Raw genomic sequence first — 20,328 nt, forward strand, 5'->3', positions numbered from 1 at the left:
AGAGGCCTCAAAACGAAACTGATTTCGCTGAGAAACGCGTCAAAGGAAACACTCTGCCTCAAGCATTGTTCCGCGGCCAATACGGCGTTCTCGGTGACGTGATTTGAGGTGGAAGAAAGTTATGCTATAGAAATTATAGATATTGAACATTCCTTGCTTACATCGTGCCATTCACCTTCGCATAATCGTCTCATGAACTGTTTGACCAACAGTCGGTGGGCGTGCCGTCACTTTTGCCCATTCGCAAGAGGCTGATACCATGGCAAGAACCTTGATTATTCCGGGCCTGTTCGGCTCAGGTGCGGGGCATTGGCAACGTCACTGGCTGGACGACCAGCAGCAGGCCACCCTCGTTGAGCAGGACGATTGGGACCACCCGGTACTCGCGAGATGGCTAGACGCATTGGAGCGAGCCATAGTTCGACACGGTGTCGTGGATCTTGTCGCGCACAGTCTGGGCTGTATTCTCGTTGCCAGCCTGGCGCGAAGACCGCTGGCGCGTCATATCAGAAGCGCGCTTCTCGTGGCGCCATGCGACCTCGATGTGACCGACCGGCTTCATCCCGGCGCGATCGAGTTCGGCGCCATGCCGGAGCAGCCGCTGCCGTTTCCGAGCCTGATCGTCGGCAGCCTCAACGACCCCTATATGTCTTTCGACCGGCTGCGGCACGTGTCCACCCGTTGGGGGAGCCGCCTCGTCGATCTCGGTCATGCCGGCCACATCAATGTTGCCAGTGGGTTCGGTCGCTGGCAGCGAGGTTATGACCTGCTGACGGTCTTGAACGGCATTGCGCGGCGCGAGCAGCCCTCGGTGAATGCTGTTCAGGCCGGTGAAAAGCGGGAGGTCAGCGCTGCCGCGGGGCGGTAGAGAGGTCAGCGCGTCACCCCGTGCCCGCCGGCTCGAAACGGAGGTGTGCACAAAGGGCTTGATGTAGCTCCGTTTTCGCGCTCTAATAGCGCATAAACTTTATAGAGTATGCCGTATAGGGATGACCATGTGCCAAGGTGCCAGGCCAGCCAGAACAACGGATACCTCCTCGCCGGCCCATGCGGCTGGCGGCTCCATCCCCGACACTGCAGATATGCGCCAGCGCAGCGGCCGATCGCGGTGCAGGGCGATACCCCAAGGTCCGGTCCGTGTTCGGGATCGGAACAGCCATGCGTTTCAAACTTTGCCGGCTGATCACAGTCAGGCAACAAGGGAGCTCACATGACTGTCCACGGATTGTTTGCCAAGATTTCGCCAGATAATGACGGTTCGCAGGCAAAACCGCGCATCGCCATCATCGGCCGGGGCTTCTCGGGGATCATGATGGCGATCGCGCTGATGAAGTCGGTACGAACGGCATTTCATGTTCATCTCTTCGACCCGCAACCGACGATCAGCGGCGGACAGGTGATGGCCGCCGCCCAGAGTGGCGAGATCCTCAACAGCCGCGTCCGGGATCTTTCGGTTGCTGCCGGGCAGCCTGAGGATTTCAACGAATGGCTTTGCGCAAATCAGGATTTCCGCTCCGCCGTTTCCGCAGCCATTCCCGGGTTCCAGCAGATCTTCGTACCGAAGAGCATTTTCAGCGATTATGTCTACCAGCGCTTTTCCGAAGCGTTGACGCGACGGCCGGATATTTCGATGCAGCTCTCCTGCCAGGCGGTGCTCGGACTGCGGAAACTGCCGTCGGGACGCTTTCTCGTCCTGCAGGAGGAAGGCTCGATAGAATGCGATATAGCCGTGCTTGCAACCGGATTCGGTATCCGCGCCCTGGAAATGGAAGTCGCGGATGAGGAGCGCCCGCTGGTGAGAGCACGACGCCTGGTCGTGCCACGCCATGCGGTGCTGCTTGGCAGTGGCGTGCGCGTCGTCGATCGTCTGCTGCAAATGCGCGATAGCGGCTATGCCGGCGAAATCACCATTGTTTCTCGCCATGGGTTCCTGCCGCAGGCGCACACACGGCTGGCGGCAGCACCCACGTTCCCCGTCGATCCGATGCCGACAAGGCTTCGCGATATCGTCCCCTTCGTCCGCCACGCTTGCGCCGACGCCGAAGCCAATGGCCTTGGCTGGCAGGCGGCGATGAACGGGCTCAGGCGCCGCGCACGTTCGCTATGGCAATCCTTGCCGGAACACGAGAAGCGACAGTTCAACCGCCATCTGCGCTCGATCTACGACAGCCACCGCAATCGCCTGCCGGCACCCTTGCATCTGCGACTGCAGCAGGAATTGACCGATGGCCGCACCGTCGTGCGCAAGGGTTGGGCAGGGCGCCGACGGTCGGACGGATTGATGGTTCGTTGGGCAGGGGTCACACAGGAAGAGCTGTTGGAGGCCGATCAGGTCATCGATTGCCGCTGTTCTGCGCCGGATCTCAAGGCTCCGGTCATCCAGAACCTCTTTGCCGGTGGCCTGGCAGAGCCGGACGAACTCGGGCTCGGCCTCGCGGTCAGCCCTGCGGGCGAGGTGCTTGCGGAAGGTCATCCGACCGCCAACCTCTACGCGGTCGGCCCTTTGGGTCTCGGCAGCCTGCCCGATATCGATCTGGTCCCGGAGATCGTGACGCAAACCTATGCTGCAGCACGGTTGATCGCAACGCGTCGCCGCGTGACCCAGAAGTCCGCATAGGGACGACGATGACCGACCGTCAGCGGCGGTTTGACCATGGAACCAGCCGCCGCTCCATCCACCGCGCAATAACTTCGAACAGGAAGGCAACGAGCGCGATCACCACAATGCCGGCAATGACGATGTCGGTGACGAGGAACTGTGCCGCGGACTGGATCATGAAGCCGAGGCCGCGTGTCGCGGCCACAAGCTCGGCGGCAACCAGCGTCGACCAGCCGGCGCCGAGCGCAATCCGCGTACCGGTGAGAATGGACGGCAGCGCGCCAGGCAGGATGACATGCGCTAGCAGTTGCCGTCGCGATGCACCGAAGGCGCGCGCGGCATTGATGTGGTCAGCAGATGCGGATTTGACGCCTGATGCCGTCGACAGAATGATCGGAGGCAACATTGCCAGTGTGATTACGGCGATCTTCGAGGCTTCACCGATCCCGAGCCAGATGATGACCAGCGGCAGATAGGCAAGCGGCGGCAGCGGGCGGAGAAATTCCACGATCGGATCGAGGATGCCTTTGCCCCAACGGCTGGTTCCGATCGCCAGACCCGCGGGCACGCCAAGGATAAGGGCAGCGGCAAGAGCACCGAAGATGCGCGAAAGGCTGGCGGCGACATGCTGCACCAGCGTCGCATCGACAAATCCCGTCGTCGCCAGCCCGCTCAGTGCGCGAAGCACAGCAAGCGGTGAGGGCAGGAACAGCGGCGGCACCAGCCCGTAAAACGAGACGAGGCTCCAAAGGCCGACAAGCGCGGCAATCGTCGCTGCTGAGATCCAGAGAACGGGCCGCGGCCGTGCTGGTCGCCCGGTATCCGTTTCACCCGTTGTTTCGTTGTCGATCGACGCCGTCTCCAGGGAAAGGGTCATGCTGCAACACCTTCGTCTTCTGAATGAATGAGACCGGTCAAGCCATCGTGCAGCCGCCGGAATTCGGCAGAGGCGCGCAGCTCGGATTGCGGTACGCCGGCGAGATAGTCCCGCGCGAAGTTCACCGGGATCACCCTTGCGATCCGGCCGGGGTTGGCATTGAGTACGATGACGCGTGTTGCCAGCATCAAGGCTTCATCGATGCTGTGCGTGATCAGTAGCGCGCCGGCACGGCTCGCCTGCCACATGTCCAGGAGAAATCCCTGCATGCGCACCCGCGTCAGTGCATCGAGGGCGCCGAGTGGCTCGTCCAACAACAGGAACCGCGGATGCGAGGCCAAGGCTCTCGCAATGCCGACACGTTGGCGCATGCCGCCGGAAAGCTCCCAGACGTTGCGGTCGGCCGCATCCGGCAGGCCGACACGTTCGAGCAGAGCGCGCGCCTCCTTCAGCCGTTGGTCCCTGCCGACGCCGCGCAGGCGCAGCGGGAAAGCGACATTTTCAATCGCCGTCAGCCATGGATAAAGCGCGTCGTCCTGAAAGACGACCGCCCGGTCCGAGCCCGGTCCGGATAACGTCTGCCCATCAAGCGTGATCCGGCCACTGCTTGGCGCCAGGAAACCCGCTGCAAGGTTGAGCAGGCTGGTTTTGCCCGAACCGGACCTGCCGATCACCACGACGAAGTCGTCGCCGGCAATCTCCAGGTTGATCCGGTCCAGAACCAGCGGTGCCTGCGACCGACCATCGCCAGGTGCATAGCGCAGCGAGACATTTTCAAGCCCAAGCACCGACATTGTGCAGTCCTCTTACTCTCAGACGTGGATCGATGGGCGGACCGGCGGTTTGCCTGCAGGCGCTCCGCCAGCCCCTTGATTGCTAATCCAGTCGCTCAGAACGAGAGCTTGGCTGCTTCCTGTGCCCAGCGCGCCGAGACGTAAGGACCGTAATCGGCAAGAACCGCGGGGATCTTTCCCTGTTCGAGCAGGAAGGCCGACGTTTCGGCGACCGCCTTGGCGGTTGCGCCGCCGAGGAGATCGGCACCGGCCTGCTCCTCGAGGGACGGGAAATAATATCCCTTCAGCAAGGCCGGCACGTCCTCCTGTTTGGCACCCGTCAACCGAGCGATTTTTTCCGCCTGGGTCGAGGTTGCGTTCCACGCATCCGGCTTTGCTCGGTAATCGGCATAGGCGTCACCGGTCACCTTGACGAACCCGGTCACGATATCAGGATGCGCCTCGGCGAATTTCTTGCTGACGATCCAAGCATCGAAGGTCGGGCCACCCCACTTGGCGACGTCGGCGGAGGTGGCGAGCACTGTCGATGTCTTCTTGATTTCGGACAGAACCGGATCCCAGACATAGGCGCCGTCAATGTCGCCGCGCGTCCAGGCTGCGGCGATTTCCGGCGGTCGCAGGTTGAGGATTTCGACGGACTTCGGATCGACGTTCCAATGCTTCAGTGCCGTCAACAGGCTGTAGTGCGCAGTCGACACGAAGGGAGTTGCGATCTTCTTGCCGGCAAGTTCCTCCGGCTTGCTGATGCCCTTGACCGCCAGAGCCTCCGCCTCGCTGATGAGGCCGACCACGAAGATGGTTTCGAACGGCAACTCACGGCTGGCAGCAGCCGCCAGCGGCGACGAGCCGACATAGCCGATATCGATCGAGCCGGATGCAAGGGCTGCGATGACATCCGCACCGCCATCGAACTTCTGCCAGTTGATCTTTGCGCCAGTCACCTTTTCATAGGTTCCATCGGCCTGTGGCACGCGCGACGGCTCGACGATCGGCTGATAGCCGATGGTCAGCGTGGTGTCGGCGGCATGTGCTGCGAACAGTCCCTGTGTCGCCAGCAACAGCGCCGCGGTTGAGACCAAAAGGGTGCGTCTTGCGATTGTCATTGCCGTGCTCCTCAACGGTTTGCCGATGGCCCCGTCGTGGAGCCTGCAATGATAGTCTCAAAACCCATGGATTTTATGGAGATAAAAAATACCCCGTTTGCTCGACGGGGTATGACGCCATTCCAAACTTCGGCCACTTGCACGTCGTCTGTGCCCAAGTTGGGCCGATGCTTGCGGTTATGGCTGAAAGCTGCCGTAACGGCCGCCATGGTAAAGCACCGGTTCGCCGGCGCCGGAGGTAATCGCCAGGACCCTTCCCAGAATGATCGCGTGGCTATGGCGCTCGATGACTTCCTCGACTTCGCAATCGATAGCAGCGAGCGCACCGTGAAGGACAGAAGCACCGCTGACGAGGGTCCGCCAGTGCGCGCCGTCGTAGCGCGCCGAGCCTTTGAGGCCGCCGAAGCCGGCGAACCTTTCGGCGACGTGCTGCTGCTCGCTTGCGAGAATGTTGACGCAGAAATGACGGTAGCGTTCGATAACCGGCCAGGTGGACGACGTCCGGTTGATGTTGACGATCATCGTCGGTGGGTCGACCGACAGGGCCGTTGCCGACGTGACCGTCGCGCCGGTTCGGTCGTCGCCGACGCCGGCGGTGATGACCGAGACGCCACCTGAAAGATTGCGCATTGCCGACTTCAGTTCGTTAGCCGTGACCGGGGAGGGACGGTCGGCGGCATGACTGGATGTCGTGAATGCGGGGGAAGCGGCAAGAGCGATGTTCATGGCAATATCCTCGAAAAATTTCACCTGCTTCCCGGTCGGCAATGCGCAATCCGGGAAAAATTTTTCCTCCACTCAAAAATGATCGCCTGATTTTTCATTGTCAATAAATTTTATAGAGTTTATCTTTTTCGAGCTGCCGGCCCTGTTGCCGTCCGCCACAGATCGCGTCCGAGGAGAATTCGCATGGGCAACACGCCTGACAAAATCAACGTTCTCTGGTTCCTGCCCACCCACGGCGACAGCCGCTATCTCGGCACGACGCGGGGAGGGCGCAATGTCGACCTGAACTACCTCAAGCAGGTCGCCCAGGCCGCCGATTCACTCGGCTATTACGGCGTATTGATACCCACTGGCCGCAGTTGCGAGGACAGCTGGGTGGTGGCGTCGGCGCTCGCGCCCTTGACCGAGAAGCTGCGCTTCTTGATCGCGGTGCGACCCGGCCTGTTGTCGCCGACGCTGGCTGCCCGGATGACAGCCACACTCGACCGACTTTCCGAGGGGCGGCTGCTTATCAACGTGGTGACCGGCGGCGACCCGACGGAAAACAAGGGCGACGGCATCCATCTCTCTCATGCCGAGCGCTACGAGGTCACAGAGGAATTTCTGAACGTCTACAAATCCGTGCTTCGTGGAGAAGACGTCACTTTCAAGGGAAAGCATTTCGACGTCGAAGGTGGCAAGCTGCTGTTTCGGTCGGTGCAACAACCGCATCCGCCGCTCTATTTCGGCGGTTCATCGGGCAAGGGCCAGGAGGTGGCGGCCAGGACGATCGACAAATACCTGACATGGGGAGAGCCGCCGGAGGATGTCGCCAAGAAGATCGCCGAGGTGCGCGCGCTGGCCGATGCCGAAGGCAGAGAGGTTACATTCGGCATCCGGTTGCATGTGATCGTCCGCGAGACGGCAAAGGAAGCGTGGCAGGCGGCTGATGAGTTGATACAATATGTTGATGACGAAACGATCGCCGCGGCACAAAAGGTGTTCGAGCGCATGGATTCGGTAGGTCAAAGCCGCATGAGCCGGTTGCATGGCGGCCGGCGCGACAAGCTTGAGGTGGCGCCCAATCTTTGGGCCGGCGTCGGTCTCGTGCGCGGCGGCGCTGGCACCGCACTCGTCGGTGACCCGGATCAGGTCAAGGCGCGGATGGAAGAATACCGCGAGATTGGCATCGATACTTTCATCATGTCCGGCTACCCGCATCTGGAGGAGGCCTATCGCTTCGGCGAACTCGTGCTGCCGAACCTGCCGCTTAACCATTCGGTCCCTGCCCGAGAAACGTCTATCAACACCGGCCCGTTCGGTGAGACCATCGCCGGCGACCACAGGCCGAAGCTCAAGGTCTCTCAATCGTGACGCGCCTATCCCGCCGACCGGTTGTCGCAATCATTGGCGGGGGGTTCACCGGTGCGGTGCTGGCAGCCAATCTCGCCAGGAGCATGCCCGAACACGCGGCCGACGTCTTCGTCTTCGAACCGAGGTCGCGGCTTGGGGCCGGCCTCGCATACGACACGTCGGACCCGGCCCACCGCGTCAACGTACCGGCTGCGCGGATGAGCCTGTTGACGGACGATCCGGATGACTTCCTGCGATGGCTTGCGGCCAAGGGAGAACCTCGCGACGACCAGGATGCTCTTGCAGCCGACGGAAACCTCTACCCGAGGCGTACGGTCTTCGGCCGTTATGTGGGCGACTTTATCGCTCCGCTTCTTGCAAACGGGCAGGTCCACCACTGCCGTGAACGGGTGATCCAGATGTCCAGAGCGGGGGATCGGTGGCACATCAAGGCGGACGGCGGTACCGAGGTTCTGGCTGACATCGCCATCATCGCCACCACCCATCCGGCGCCATGCCCGCCTCAGCATGTTTCCAGCGCGCTTACCGGCCATCCGCGTTTCGTTCCCGATTCGACATCGTCAGGCGCCCTGTCGGTGATCCGCGCGGATGATCGCGTCCTGATTATCGGCAACGGGCTGACTGCGGCCGATGTCATCGCTTCCCTGCGCCGCAGCGGGCACCGTGGGACGATCACTGCCGTATCTCGCAGGGGGCTACGCTCGAGGGGGCACGCGACGACGGCGCAGGAACCATTCGGGGATTTCGTTGCCGACCCTTCGCGAACGGCGCGGACACTGTTGCGCCGAGTACGCCTTGCGCTGCAGCAGGTCCCGGCGGAAGGACGAAGCTGGCACGCCGTCTTCGATGCTTTGCGCGCACAGGGGGGCGACATCTGGAAAGCGCTGTCTGTTGCGGAGCGGAGGCGGCTCGTCCGTCACCTGCGCGTCTATTGGGACGTGCACCGATTCCGTGTCGCTCCGCAGATCGACGCGGTGATCACCCAAGGGCTTGAACATGGTGACATCAGGGTCATTGGCGGACTGGTGAAGGAGATAAGCCAGCAGGGCGAGACCATCATCGCCGAGATCCGCCACCGCCATACCAACCACGCTGAGACGATGAAATTTGATACTTGCGTCGTCACCACAGGCCCCGCACACACGAGCATCCTGAAGAGCCAGCGCTGGCTGGCGGAGTTGGCAGAAGGAGGGCACTTCCAACTGGATGCCGTCGGCCTCGGTCTTGCATGCGATGACCAAAGCCGGGCAACCGACCGCGATGGAAACGGCAACGACACGCTTTTCATCGCCGGCCCGCTTGCCCGCGGCACGTTCGGCGAGCTGATGGGACTGCCTCAGGTCAACGAGCATGCGATCTTCGTTGCCGACCGGGTCGCGCAACGGCTGGAACGTCAATTCCGGTTCGGGCCCATGGCAAAGACGGCCTGACACTCAGTGGATTTCTGCCCTGGCGCAAGGAAGCCGCGAGCCGCATCTAGCCTTCCTGCTGGCCTTCAAGACGCCGTGTCCAATCCTCGACAGTTCGGGTTGCCAAGCGTTTACTGGCATAGTCGCGCCAATTTGCCGGCAATATCGCGAGATTGGCGATTTCCCGGAGTGCATCCCGGTTCATCGTGTCGACGTAGAGATAATGCCAGAGCCGACGGATGGTCCAAGCAGGGTATAGGCGCTCGACCATGATGAGGGCATCGTCAGGGCAAACGCGTCCTTCCTCGATCACCCGATAGTACCATCCGGTGCGGCCGGATTGCTGGACGCGGCGGGCCATGTCGTTCAGCCCAAAGCGCTTGTTCAGTTTCCAGCATGGCTGCCTTCCCTGGCTGACTTCGAGAAGGGCACTCCCCAAACGGAAGCGATCTCCAACGGCAACGTCATCTTCGGTCAACCCTGAGGTCGACAGGTTCTCGCCGAACGCCCCCGGGTGATCGAGAACGGAGATCGGGCCGATCTCTGACTGCCAGAGCCGGTAATGATCACCGGGATAATGATGCACGGCCTTTTCGACGCCGCCATGTCGCTTGAGGTCGCCCTGATGATCGCCAATGAGCCCGGTAGCCGACAGGTTCAACGGTCCGGTAACCGGCCTCTTGTCGATGCCGCTCTGCGTTCCGCGTTCGTCGATCGCGGTCAGGTCGCCCACGAGCAATGCCTCGAGGGGGATTGGTTTTGCTCGATCAATCCGCATGCACCTGCTCCAACCATTCCGTGATCATGGCTTCGGCGGCGACTGCCAGTGTCGCTCCGAACTCAGCCGCATCGTTTCGGAGTTTTCCTATATCGATCTTGGCTGCCGCCAGCTCGCAGGCGTGGCCGACAAGCCACCGTTCGAACGCCGCTCCCGCATCCGCTTCAGGGTGAAACTGAAGCCCGAGTATGTTGCTGCCGATCGAGAACGCCTGTTGCACGTTCCTGGATGTCGATGCCAGCAGGGTTGCACCGGTGGGAAGGTCGTAGGTATCGCCGTGCCAATGCAGCATCGGCACCCGTTCCAGATGGCGAAGAGGAGAGGCACGGCCAGCCTCGTTGAGGCTGATCGGATCGAAACCGATCTCCTTGGCGCCTGTCGGAAAGACCTTCGCGCCGCTTGCGCGGGCTATCAGTTGCGCGCCAAGGCAGATGCCCAGGGTCGGCCGTGCTGTCTTCAAGCGGGCCCGCACGACTTCGACCTCCCGCTGCAGGAACGGGTAGGTCAAATCCTCATAGGCACCTATCGGCCCGCCGAGGGCAATCAGGAGGTCGGGAGCGTCCGGAACGAAATTCAGAAAATCTTCTGTTCCGACATCGCGGTACTTTATGTCGTAGCCGGCACGACGAAGGGGAGCGGCAAAGGTGCCGAGATCTTCGAAGTGAACGTGCCTGATCACCACGGCCGATTTCAGTGTCATCGTGTCCCTGTCTCCAAACTACGCAAGCTCCCCCCGGGGATAGTGCAGCCGTCCGTGCTGCAACCTGCGAGATCCTGACGCGTTGTTGCCGGTGGCTCGTTGAGGGCGTTTGCGAGCCATGCGCCGACGAGTAGATCGTCCTCGATGCCGAAGCGATGGTGGCGCACGGTACCGTCGCGGCCGATGATGATGGTCGTCGGCGTGCCGCGCATGCCATAGCGCTGCATCGTACGCGGTATCGGTGTATCGGCCGCTGCGGCGTCGACACCGATCGGGAAGGTCAGCCGGTATTCGTGGATGAAGGCCCTGAGAGCCTCCGGCCCCATCGCCGCATGATGTTCAAAGACTGTGTGCAGCCCGATCACCTGAAGGTCCGTGTCGCGAAACAGGCTTTGCACGCGCTGGGTTTGCGGCAGCCCGTGCGAGACGCAAGCCGGGCAAAGCATCTGAAAGGCATGAATGAAGACGACGCGTCCGCGCAGCATATCGAGGTTGAGCGGCGCGGTGGTGTTGAACCAGCTGGTGACTTCCAGTTCTGGCGCCTGATTTGGGGTGTCAGCGATCATGGGGCCGTTCCTTTGGGAGGGGGCGGGCAGGCAGACCTGCCCGCCGGGTTCTCAGGCAGCTTCGCGCACCAGCTTGACGCCGGGGAAATCGACCGGCACGGCGAGCGCTACGTTGATGTAGTTGGTGAAAAGATTGAGCGCGACATGTGCGATGATCTCGACGATATCCTGATCGTCGAAGCCGCTATCGCGCACTGTCTTGATGTCGGCATCCGACACCTGGCCGCGCCTGTCGACCAGGCTCCGGGCGAACGAGAGCACCGCCGCCGTCTTCGGGTCGCTGGAGTGGCCGCGCTGGGCGTCGGCCATTTCCTGCGCGGTGGCCCCGGCCTTGCGACCGAGTGCGGTATGGGCGGCAAGGCAATAGTGGCAATCATTGCGGTCGGCGACGGCAACGGCGATCTGCTCGCCGAGCTTGGCGCCGAGCCGGCCATTGCCGAGTGCGCCGAACGAACCCCACATGCTGGCAAGGGCCGCCGGGGAGTTGGCGACTGCCTTGAACATGTTCGGCGTCGCGCCGAAGGCCGCGTGGATGTTGCCCAACAGTTCGGCGCTGGTGCCGGTTGCCGACTTGGGGTCAACTAGATTAATTCTACTCATGGTTTTCTCTTTCTATTCGCGTGGAGGGAGAAAATGCCGGTCCGCCGATGGCAGTCGACGGACCGGCGCCGACATCATCGAGGCTGAAAGTACGCTTGAATACGGTGAGTTCTTTCGGTCCCGACGGTGAAGAGGCTTGTCCTGGTGACCTCTGCAGACGTGGGCGTGGCAGCGCCGGATGCATTGGTCAAAACAGAGGATGAGCGACGAATGTCATTCATTGCATCTGGTCTCGGCTTCAGGCCGCGCCGCGGTTGAAGATTGTCCAGGCAGATGCCTGCGCTGACGGATCTGCTGTTTCGTATTCGCCGCAATCGATCCGCAAATCGGCCTGGCCGAACGGTGCGTTGACGAAGGCGCAATGGTGGGGCTCTTTCGAATTCGGATAGACGTTCGGCTGAAAGTATCGACAGTTTACGCACATGCGCTGTTCCGGGATGGCGCCGGACACTTGCAACGAGCGGATGATCTTGACGAGATGCAGGAGCAAATCTTGCTGCTCGAGCGTCGACAGCGCGGCGAAGGCATCGTCTGTTGACGAGGCAATCATGCCGGCGCTGCGCACCGCAGCCTCACCTTCGGCCGTCGCGGCCACCGCCACGGCGCGCGCGTCAGAAGGATCTGCAAGCTTTTCGACAAAGCCTTTGCGCGTCAGGGAGTTGATCGAGTCGGTTGCGGTCGGCTGGCTGACGCCGAGATAGGCGGCGATCTGCTTGACCCGCATGCCCGTCTTGCCGCGACCGACCAGAAAGATCAGGATCTGCAGCTGCGTCGGGTTCAGTCCGATGACATCAGCTGCCGTCCAAGCTTCGGTGCGCATGGCGGTCGCGACGCGGGAGAACCCGTCGCTGATGCGGTCGATAATCCCAGGCGATGTTTTGGTGCTCGTGGTCATGCATTATATATATAGGAGTCCTAAGTATTGTCAATTCGCCGCAACGGGAAACCGTCCGCAATTTGACGCGCATCAAATTGCAAGTGCCGCCTTGGGCCTATCACTGCGTCGAACAACCCAAGCACGGGCTGCTCGGTCAAACGGAGAAGACGATGTTGAAAGCAATCAAGAGCGGATTGGGCCTCGCAGTAGCGGTCATGCTGATCGCAGCGCCCGCAACCGCCGCGGATTTCGAAGTGCACATGCTCAACAAGGGCAAGGAAGGCGCGATGGTTTTTGAGCCTGCGTCGCTGAAGGTTGCTGCCGGCGATACGGTGACTTTCATTCCGACCGACAAGGGGCATAACGTCGAAACCATCAAGGGCATGATCCCGGAAGGTGCGGAAGCCTTCAAGAGCAAGATCAACGAAAACTACAAGGTCACCTTCACTGCACCCGGTGTCTATGGCGTGAAATGCACGCCGCACTACGGCATGGGCATGGTCGGTGTCGTCCAGGTGGGCGACAGCCCCGCCAATCTCGATGCGGCCAAGGGCGCCAAGAACCCGAAGAAGGCGCAGGAGCGGCTGGATGCCGCCCTCGCCGCGCTCGGCAACTAAGGCTGAGGCTTGCCAAAAACGAGCGGGCAGGGACAGGCCGCTCGAAGGCGCCGCTTAACTGGGCGGAAGGCGGTGCCATCCGGTGGAACCAATGCGACACGTTCGCGTTGGTTCCGCATGGATCAGATCGTTGCAGACATGTTTCCCCCGTCCCACATCCCTTATCAGGTCATCTTCGCGCGCATGCTCGCATCCCTGATGATGGGTGCGCTTATCGGTTTCGAGCGTGAGGCGAAATCGCGCCCGGCCGGGCTGAAGACGCACATGCTAGTATCCCTTGCCGCATGTACCTTCTCGATCATTTCCCTTGAAAGCGTCTACATGAAGGGCTTCTTCGACCAGAGGGTTCAGATCGACCCGCTGCGCGTCGTTGAAGCGGTGACCGCGGGCGTTGCCTTTCTTGCGGCGGGCACCATCGTCCTGTCGCGCGGGCGCGTGCAGGGCCTGACCACCGGCAGCAGCCTCTGGCTGGCTGGCGCTATCGGCCTTTCACTCGGCTTCGGCCATTGGATTATCGCCATCTTTGCCGCGGGGTCTGCCTTCTTCGTCCTTACCGTCGTCGGCTGGTTCGCAGCGACGTCCAAGGACGAGGCAAAGACGAACGACGGGCCCAAGTCCGCCAAACTGTCCGGCGACGCCTCCGCCGCTCACAACCGCGTTCGCTAGACGCCCTTCCTTTTCGATCCGCGCGGGATGTCCGCTTCGGCTGTGGGTGGCTGGATCCGCTCATGCCTCTTCGGTGGCGCATGGTGTCGACCGCCATCTTGCGATCGCGGTCACCTATTGCGCCTTGCAAATCGCCTGCATATGTGAACATTATCTTCAGATAAGAACACTTATGGAGGAAACTATGCCCGACGACAGTCGAGAAATACGCGTCCCAGGCGCCAGCAGCGATAGCGGGCCACCCGCACTGACGCGAATCGGTGCAGGGTCTTCCCATGAGTGAATTCTCGCCAACCGTTGGTGTCTCCACGACCTACCCGGCCGACATGCCGGAGGATCACGCCGCCCTGCCGGTGTGGAACGCTGAAAACTGGTTCTACGAGGATTGGCCGGTCGGCCAGCGTATCCGCTCGCTGCGCCGGACGATTTCGGAGAGCGACAGCCACCTGTTCAACACGCTGGTCGTCGATATTCACCCGTATGTGCAGGATCAGATGTTTGCCGAACGAGAAGGCATTTTCGGCCGCCGCCTGGTGGCCGGTGCTTTCGTCTTTTCGGCCGGTCTCGGTCTTGTTGCCACCAATTGTGTCAACGCCTTCTCCTACGGCTACGACAAGCTGCGCTTCATCAAGCCGGTGTTTCTCGGCGATACGATCTACACCATCCGCACCAACATGGACAAAACGCCGCGCTACAAGGAGCTGGGCCTGATCCGGGCCAGTTATCAGGTGTTCAAGAACGAGGGCGAGCTGGTGCTCTACTGCGAGCATCTGCAGACGGTGAAATACAACAATCCGGCCGACTTCGTCGGCAAGACAGAGAAATAAGAATGACGATGCACGAGGAAAACGAACTGCCACTTGCCGGTCTTGTCGTCGTCGACATGAGCCAGTTTCTCTCCGGCCCCTATTGCTCCCTGCGACTGATGGATCTCGGCGCCCGCGTCATCAAGATCGAACGCCCAGATGGAGGCGACCTGTCGCGACGTCTCTATTTGAGTGACACCGAGATCGGTGGCGACTCCACCATTTTCCACGCGATCAATCGCGCCAAGGAGAGCCTGGCGATCGATCTCAAGAACCAAGCCGACGTGGCGGCGCTGAAGGCGCTGCTCGCCAAGGCCGACGTCCTGATCCAGAATTTTCGCCCCGGCGTCATCCAGCGGCTCGGGCTCGATTACGAAGCGGTGCGGGCGATCAACCCGCGCATCGTCTACGCCTCGATCAGCGGCTACGGCGAGGAGGGCCCCTGGGTCAAGCGTCCCGGCCAAGATCTGCTGGCGCAGGCGCGCTCCGGCGTCATGTGGCTGAACGGCGACGAGGCGCAAGGGCCGGTGCCTTTCGGGCTTGCCATCGGCGATATGCTGGCCGGCGCTGCCGCCGCCCAGGGGATTCTTGCCGGCCTCGTGCGCCGCGGCATCTCCGGCAAGGGCAGCCTGATCGAAACCAGCCTGCTCGAAGCCCTGGTCGACTTCCAGTTCGAGGTGCTGACCACCCATCTCAACGACGGCAGGCGGTTGCCCAAGCGCTCCGATTTCCGCAGCGCCCATGCCTATCTCTCGGCGCCTTATGGCGTCTATCCGGCCAAGGACGGTTATCTCGCCATCGCCATGACGCCGATCTCCAAACTCGCGCAACTGTTGGAGATGCCGCAGCTCGCTCCTTATTGCGACGATCCGTCGTCCTGGTTTTCGGCCCGCGACGCAATCAAGGCGCTGATTGCGGAGCGCGTCAGTGAAAACACCGTGGATCATTGGCTGGCTGTGCTCGAGCCGGCCGACATCTGGTGTGCGCGCGTGCTCAACTGGAACGAGTTGCTGGAGAGCGACGGCTTCCGCACGCTCGACATGCTGCAGACTGTCAACCGCGAAGACGACGTGTCGATCCTGACGACGCGTTCGCCCCTCAGGGTCAACGGAAGGCGTGCCCAGGTCGATCGCGCCGCCCCGCGGATCGGCGAACACAGCGCATCAATCCGCGAAGAGTTCGGCCTATGAGTGTCACTCTCAAGGGCATGACCTGGAGCCACCCGCGCGGCTACGATCCGATGGTGAAGTGCTCGAAACTCTGGCTGGAAAAGACCGGCGTCGCGATCCACTGGGAGAAGCGCTCGCTGCAGGATTTCGAGACGTTTCCGGTCGAGGAACTCGCCAGGGCATATGACCTGATCGTCATCGATCACCCGCATATCGGGCAGATCACCAATGAAGCGTGCCTGGCTCCGCTCGATGTGGTCGGCCGGGAGGCGGAACGTTCAGCACTTGCAGCCGGCTCCGTCGGGCAATCCTATCCGAGCTATGCCTGGAAGGGGCGGCAATGGGCCTTCCCGATCGATGCGGCGACACAAGTCCAGGCCTGGCGGCCGGATCTCTGTGAACGGGTATCGACCTGGTCTGATATGCTGGATCTCGCCCGGAAGGGAAAAGTCCTGCTGCCGATGCGGCCGCCGCATTCGCTGATGAGTTTCTATACGCTCTGCGGCAATCTCGGCCACGCCTGCAGGGTGGACGGTCGAGCGGAGCTTGTCGATGTCGATGGGGGTGTGGTCGCCTTCGAAATGCTTTCCGAGCTTGCCGCGCTTATAGATCCGGCTTGCTTCGAGATGGACCCCATTGCGGTCCTTGAAGCCATGGCGCTACCGGAGACAACGGCCGCCTGCGCGCCGCTGATCTATGGCTATGTCAGCTACTCGGTCGCCGGCTTCCGCCCATCGCTCGTCCGGTTCGGCGATATTCCGGTTGCGGGCGAGAGCGGTCCGAACGGTTCCGCGCTCGGGGGTACAGGCATCGCCGTCTCCGCCTTCTCCTCGAATATCGCGGCTGCGACCGACTTTGCCTATTGGGTGGCAAGCGGCGAAGTCCAGCGCCAGGCCTATGCCTTTGGCGGCGGTCAGCCAGGACATGGCGACGCCTGGGACGACGCCGCCGTCAACGCGGCGACGGCAGACTTTTACCGCGCCACCCGTGCAACGCTGGAGACTGCGTGGGTGCGGCCCCGGCACGATGGCTATATGCCGTTCCAGCAGGCAGCCTCCGACCGCATCAACGACGGTCTGTTGCGCAAGGAGAAGGCGAGGGAGGTCGTCGACGACCTCAACCGGCTCTTCGCCGCAAGCTTCGCCTCGGCGTAAAGCGAAACACCGGAGATGAGCGTTCGGCTCATCCCCGGTGTCGTCGGAAAATCCGCCCCTGTTGTTTCAATGCGCCGAGTTGTCGGCGGTCACAATCGATTTGCCGACGAACACGTGCCTACTCAAAGGAATGCCGCGATCTGTGCGGGGCTGCCGGAACGCGCGACGGCGTATAGAGAGCGCAGATAGGTGCCGGGCGCGCTCTCTGCCTATCCGAGATTCCAGATCCGGCGTGCGTTTGCCGAAAGCAGCTTTGTCCGCTCCTCCGCGCTGCAGCCCTGGATCAGGGCGTGGGTGGCCGCAACCCAGGTCGACAGGTTTCCCCCGAGCGTGCACACAGGCCAATCGCTACCCCAGACCACGCGATCCCAACCGAAGGCAGCGATCGTATGCTCGACATAGGGCCTCAGCGTTTGTGCAGTCCAGTTTTCATCGGCATAGGCAATGACGCCGGATATCTTGGCGACAACGTTCGGCCGTTTGGCGACCTCGCTCATGTGGTCACGCCACGGATGTTCGGCGCCGCTGCGGATTTCGGGAACGCCGCAATGGTCGAGCACGAACTGCAGGTCCGGCACGAGATCGGCAAGCGCGATCGCTTTCGGAATCTGGTGAGGCAGGACGCAGAGGTCGAATGTGAAACGGCTGCCGCCAAGCCGCCTGATGTTCTCGCGAAAGAGTGCGGCTTCCGACAGTTCGTCCGGCATGACATGCAGTACGCGGCGAAAACCCTTGACCAGCGGGTCGGCCTGCTGTCGCTCCAGATAGGCGGCAAAGCCTTCCTCCTCCGGGCGGCATGCGGCAATTGCACCCTGGAGCAGGCTGCCCGGTCTTTGCGCAAGCTGCCGGATTTCCGACGTCTCCAGCTCCATCTCGCCGGGATCGACATCGACTTCCATGTGCAGCGCGGCCTCGATGCCGACACGACGAGCTTCCGCCTCGTAGGTCGAATAGAGGAAATCCCGATCCAGTGCCGGCACGCCTCCCAGCCAAGGGTAGGTCAGGGCGGATTTGTTGATGAGATGCAGATGGGTATCGACGATCACGATGCGGCCTCCTCCGTATGTCTCACACTCTCACATGAGAAGAGATCATTCAAATAAGAAATTGACCTCGAATCACGATCCCGAATGCAGGTTGCCAGCATTTGGCCGGCAACCTTTCATTCCGTCGATTGCGCCACATCCGAGCCTGCAAGCACCGAAAGCTGGGTCGCCGCGCTACGCAGGAGCGAAATCGTTTCGGTGATGTCAGGCGCCGACGGTGCATTGACCAGGGCGATATAGGGAATGGTCAATGCAGCGATGCCACGACCGTCAGGCCCAAGGATGGGGGCCGAGAGGTTGTAGACGCCCGCCGTCTGGGCGCTGGCCATCATTTCATAGCCACGCTCGCGGATCTGGTCGAGACGCGCATAGAATTCCGGACCGAGCGAGATCTCGTCCTTGCTGCGCGCGTGCTCGGCGATCATCATTTCGCGCTCCTCCGGTGTGCGGAAGGCGAGCAGGATGTGGCCCGAGCCGGTGTCGAACAGGCTGATATGGGAGCCGACCCGGATCGAGATCCCCCAGTAATCTGGCGCTTCCTGCTGGGCGATGACCACAGCCGAGCCGCGATCGAATACGGCTAGCTGGTTCGCCTGCTTCGACCGCTGCGCGAGGTCGCGCATCAATGGCGTCGCATAGGAGGCAAGGCGCCGGACCGGCGCATGGAGCTGGGCGAGGCCGAACAGTTTCAGCGTCAGCGAGTAGCGGTCGCCATCGATGCGCGTGACATAACCGCGACGCACGAGCCGGTCGAGCATCCGGTAGAACTCGTTCGGGCTGCGATTGAGCCGCTTCGAGATTTCTGCCTGCGTCAAACCGCCATCGACACTTGCCAGCAGTTCGAGAATATCAAGTCCCTTGTCGAGCGCGGGGGCGCGATAGCGATCGGACTCTTCGGTGTCCATGAGCGTCCTCCTTAGTGAATATGAATATCCATATACGCAGAGAAAGCCGCCGACAAAAGAAAGTTGACCCTTGACGGGTGATAAAATTGTTGTTTGTATATGAATTAGTTTCTCACAAATGAGAAATGCGTGCCGGGATGAGGGCGCGCTTCAGTGGAGGAGAGGTCATGAACAGGCTGCTTTCCGGCGTATCGGCCGGAGTCATCATGCTTGCCTGCGCAGTGGGAGCGGCCAATGCCGCGGAACTGCCGGGCAAGTTCGAGGGCGTCACCATCGACGCCAAGCTGATCGGCGGACAGCAATACGAAAAGCTCTATGAGCGGATCGCGGAATGGGAAAAGGCGACCGGCGCCAAGGTCAACATCCTGTCGAAGAAGAATCACTTCGAGCTCGACAAGGAGATCAAGTCGGATATCGCCACGGGCGGCATCAGCTGGTGCGTCGGTTCGAACCACTCGTCGTTCGCCCCGCAGTACCCCGATATCTACACCGATCTGTTGGCGCTTCTGCCGCCGGAAGAGGTCGCGAAGTTCGTGCCTGCCGTCATCGACGCCTCGACACTCGGCGGCAAGCTTGTCATGCTTCCGCGCGCACAGTTCGACGTCTCGGCACTCTACTATCAGAAGAGCCTTTATCAGGACGAGGCCAAGAAGGCGGCGTTCAAGGAAAAATACGGCTACGAGCTGACCCCGCCGGATACCTGGGCCCAGGTCAGCGACCAGGCCGAATTCTTCGCGGCACCGCCGAATTTCTACGGCACGCAGTTTGCTGGCAAGGAAGAGGCGATCAACGGCCGCTTCTATGAAATGCTGGTGGCGGAGGGTGGCGAGTACCTCGACAAGGACGGCCGTCCGGCCTTCAACTCCGAGGCCGGCATCAAGGCCCTCGACTGGTTCGTCAAGCTCTACAAGGACAAGGCCGTTCCTCCGGGCACGACCAACTATCTCTGGGACGATCTCGGCCAGGGCTTCGCCTCCGGCTCGATCGCCGTCAATCTCGACTGGCCTGGCTGGGCAAGTTTCTTCAACGATCCGAAGTCGTCGAAGGTCGCCGGCAATGTCGGCGTCAAGGTTCAGCCTGCCGGTTCCTCTGGCAAGCGCACCGGCTGGTCCGGTCACCACGGCTTCTCGGTCACCGAGGATTGCGCCAACAAGGAAGCAGCTGCCTCGCTCGTCTGGTGGCTGACCAACGAGGACAGCCAGAAGCTGGAATCGGCACCGGGCCCGCTGCCGACACGCACCGCCGTCTGGGAATACAACATCAAAGCTGCCGAAGGCGACGCCTACAAGACCGAGGTCCTGCAGGCTTTCCAGGAAGCGGCAAAGCACGCCTTCCCGGTTCCGCAGACTGCCGAGTGGATCGAAATCTCCAACGCCGTCTACCCGGAACTCCAGGCCGCCATCCTCGGCGACAAGACGTCCAAGGAAGCGCTTGATAGCGCTGCCGAAAAGGCGACCGGCATCCTGGAAGACGCCGGCAAGCTCTGATCTGACATAAGGAAGGCGGCGCCGATACCAAGGTGTCGGCGCCGCCTTCGCCGTTTACGGCATAATCACCAGGTCGAATTCGACCGAGGAAAAATT

Annotated in this window: 21 protein-coding genes; 10 read left to right on the forward strand and 11 right to left on the reverse strand. The window is 61.6% G+C overall.

All coding sequences use genetic code 11. The annotated features are described in order from the left end of the window. The first annotated feature begins 259 nt into the window (after window positions 1-259). Window positions 260-868, forward strand: a complete 609-nt coding sequence (locus LPJGGPFB_RS21700; protein ID WP_173421971.1) for an RBBP9/YdeN family alpha/beta hydrolase — start codon at window positions 260-262, stop codon at window positions 866-868. Between the two features lie 342 nt (window positions 869-1,210). Continuing rightward, window positions 1,211-2,617 carry an FAD/NAD(P)-binding protein gene (locus LPJGGPFB_RS21705; protein WP_173421972.1) on the forward strand — a complete coding sequence of 469 codons (1,407 nt, stop codon included), beginning with the start codon at window positions 1,211-1,213 and terminating at the stop codon, window positions 2,615-2,617. Between the two features lie 19 nt (window positions 2,618-2,636). Here LPJGGPFB_RS21705 and LPJGGPFB_RS21710 read toward each other — a convergent pair whose 3' ends face one another. The 4 genes from LPJGGPFB_RS21710 to LPJGGPFB_RS21725 form a co-directional block, all read right to left on the reverse strand. Further along, window positions 2,637-3,476 carry an ABC transporter permease subunit gene (locus tag LPJGGPFB_RS21710; protein ID WP_173421973.1) on the reverse strand — a complete coding sequence of 280 codons (840 nt, stop codon included), beginning with the start codon at window positions 3,474-3,476 and terminating at the stop codon, window positions 2,637-2,639. Then, entirely contained in the window at window positions 3,473-4,270 is a 798-nt protein-coding gene (locus tag LPJGGPFB_RS21715) for a taurine ABC transporter ATP-binding protein (RefSeq protein ID WP_173421974.1), read from the reverse strand. The genes LPJGGPFB_RS21710 and LPJGGPFB_RS21715 overlap by 4 nt, the downstream gene beginning before the upstream one ends. A 95-nt stretch (window positions 4,271-4,365) precedes the next feature. Next, window positions 4,366-5,373: a taurine ABC transporter substrate-binding protein gene (gene tauA / locus LPJGGPFB_RS21720; RefSeq protein WP_173421975.1), complete on the reverse strand. Its 1,008-nt coding sequence runs from the start codon at window positions 5,371-5,373 to the stop codon at window positions 4,366-4,368. Between the two features lie 177 nt (window positions 5,374-5,550). Beyond that, a complete protein-coding gene (locus tag LPJGGPFB_RS21725; protein WP_173421976.1) occupies window positions 5,551-6,099 on the reverse strand; it encodes a flavin reductase family protein in 549 nt (182 codons plus the stop codon). 183 nt (window positions 6,100-6,282) lie between these two features. Here LPJGGPFB_RS21725 and ssuD point away from each other — a divergent pair, with 183 nt between their 5' ends. Together ssuD and LPJGGPFB_RS21735 are read left to right on the forward strand one after the other, a co-directional pair. Then, window positions 6,283-7,452 carry an FMNH2-dependent alkanesulfonate monooxygenase gene (gene ssuD, locus LPJGGPFB_RS21730; protein WP_173421977.1) on the forward strand — a complete coding sequence of 390 codons (1,170 nt, stop codon included), beginning with the start codon at window positions 6,283-6,285 and terminating at the stop codon, window positions 7,450-7,452. Next, complete coding sequence (locus tag LPJGGPFB_RS21735) at window positions 7,449-8,882, forward strand: FAD/NAD(P)-binding protein (RefSeq protein ID WP_345791056.1); 1,434 nt, start codon at window positions 7,449-7,451, stop codon at window positions 8,880-8,882. The genes ssuD and LPJGGPFB_RS21735 overlap by 4 nt, the downstream gene beginning before the upstream one ends. A 46-nt stretch (window positions 8,883-8,928) precedes the next feature. On the opposite strand, the gene LPJGGPFB_RS21740 is transcribed toward LPJGGPFB_RS21735, so the two are convergent. The 5 genes from LPJGGPFB_RS21740 to LPJGGPFB_RS21760 form a co-directional block, all read right to left on the reverse strand. Next, window positions 8,929-9,639, reverse strand: coding sequence for an MOSC domain-containing protein (locus LPJGGPFB_RS21740; RefSeq protein WP_173421978.1), 711 nt, complete (start codon window positions 9,637-9,639; stop codon window positions 8,929-8,931). Beyond that, window positions 9,629-10,339: a glutamine amidotransferase gene (locus LPJGGPFB_RS21745; RefSeq protein WP_210264535.1), complete on the reverse strand. Its 711-nt coding sequence runs from the start codon at window positions 10,337-10,339 to the stop codon at window positions 9,629-9,631. Before LPJGGPFB_RS21745 ends, LPJGGPFB_RS21740 begins: the two co-directional genes overlap by 11 nt. After that, entirely contained in the window at window positions 10,336-10,905 is a 570-nt protein-coding gene (locus tag LPJGGPFB_RS21750) for a redoxin domain-containing protein (protein ID WP_173421979.1), read from the reverse strand. Before LPJGGPFB_RS21750 ends, LPJGGPFB_RS21745 begins: the two co-directional genes overlap by 4 nt. Before the next feature lie 51 nt (window positions 10,906-10,956). Beyond that, window positions 10,957-11,505: a carboxymuconolactone decarboxylase family protein gene (locus LPJGGPFB_RS21755; RefSeq protein WP_173421980.1), complete on the reverse strand. Its 549-nt coding sequence runs from the start codon at window positions 11,503-11,505 to the stop codon at window positions 10,957-10,959. 238 nt (window positions 11,506-11,743) lie between these two features. Beyond that, window positions 11,744-12,400 (reverse strand): MarR family winged helix-turn-helix transcriptional regulator, encoded by a 657-nt coding sequence (locus tag LPJGGPFB_RS21760; protein WP_173421981.1) that lies wholly within the window; start codon window positions 12,398-12,400, stop codon window positions 11,744-11,746. A gap of 197 nt (window positions 12,401-12,597) precedes the next feature. Between LPJGGPFB_RS21760 and LPJGGPFB_RS21765 the strand changes: the two genes are divergently transcribed. The 5 genes from LPJGGPFB_RS21765 to LPJGGPFB_RS21785 all read left to right on the forward strand — a co-directional run bounded on the left by LPJGGPFB_RS21765 (window position 12,598) and on the right by LPJGGPFB_RS21785 (window position 16,794). Beyond that, window positions 12,598-12,999 (forward strand): pseudoazurin, encoded by a 402-nt coding sequence (locus tag LPJGGPFB_RS21765; protein WP_234903002.1) that lies wholly within the window; start codon window positions 12,598-12,600, stop codon window positions 12,997-12,999. 117 nt (window positions 13,000-13,116) lie between these two features. Then, window positions 13,117-13,665 (forward strand): MgtC/SapB family protein, encoded by a 549-nt coding sequence (locus LPJGGPFB_RS21770; protein ID WP_173421983.1) that lies wholly within the window; start codon window positions 13,117-13,119, stop codon window positions 13,663-13,665. A gap of 275 nt (window positions 13,666-13,940) precedes the next feature. After that, entirely contained in the window at window positions 13,941-14,492 is a 552-nt protein-coding gene (locus LPJGGPFB_RS21775) for a MaoC family dehydratase (RefSeq protein ID WP_173421984.1), read from the forward strand. Window positions 14,493-14,500: 8 nt separating this feature from the next. Continuing rightward, the gene (locus LPJGGPFB_RS21780) at window positions 14,501-15,661 is read left to right on the forward strand and encodes a CaiB/BaiF CoA transferase family protein (RefSeq protein ID WP_173422275.1); all 1,161 of its coding nucleotides are present in this window, start codon (window positions 14,501-14,503) and stop codon (window positions 15,659-15,661) included. Further along, the gene (locus LPJGGPFB_RS21785) at window positions 15,658-16,794 is read left to right on the forward strand and encodes an extracellular solute-binding protein (protein WP_173421985.1); all 1,137 of its coding nucleotides are present in this window, start codon (window positions 15,658-15,660) and stop codon (window positions 16,792-16,794) included. Before LPJGGPFB_RS21780 ends, LPJGGPFB_RS21785 begins: the two co-directional genes overlap by 4 nt. 209 nt (window positions 16,795-17,003) lie before the next feature. Here LPJGGPFB_RS21785 and LPJGGPFB_RS21790 read toward each other — a convergent pair whose 3' ends face one another. Further along, window positions 17,004-17,840, reverse strand: a complete 837-nt coding sequence (locus tag LPJGGPFB_RS21790; protein ID WP_173421986.1) for an amidohydrolase family protein — start codon at window positions 17,838-17,840, stop codon at window positions 17,004-17,006. A 116-nt stretch (window positions 17,841-17,956) separates the two neighbouring features. Then, entirely contained in the window at window positions 17,957-18,745 is a 789-nt protein-coding gene (locus LPJGGPFB_RS21795) for an IclR family transcriptional regulator (protein ID WP_077504778.1), read from the reverse strand. Between the two features lie 167 nt (window positions 18,746-18,912). Here LPJGGPFB_RS21795 and LPJGGPFB_RS21800 point away from each other — a divergent pair, with 167 nt between their 5' ends. Further along, entirely contained in the window at window positions 18,913-20,232 is a 1,320-nt protein-coding gene (locus LPJGGPFB_RS21800) for an ABC transporter substrate-binding protein (protein ID WP_173421987.1), read from the forward strand. The last annotated feature ends 96 nt before the right edge of the window (window positions 20,233-20,328 follow it).

The organism is Ensifer adhaerens, assembly GCF_013283195.1.
GTDB classification, from domain to species: Bacteria; Pseudomonadota; Alphaproteobacteria; order Rhizobiales; family Rhizobiaceae; genus Ensifer; species Ensifer adhaerens_G.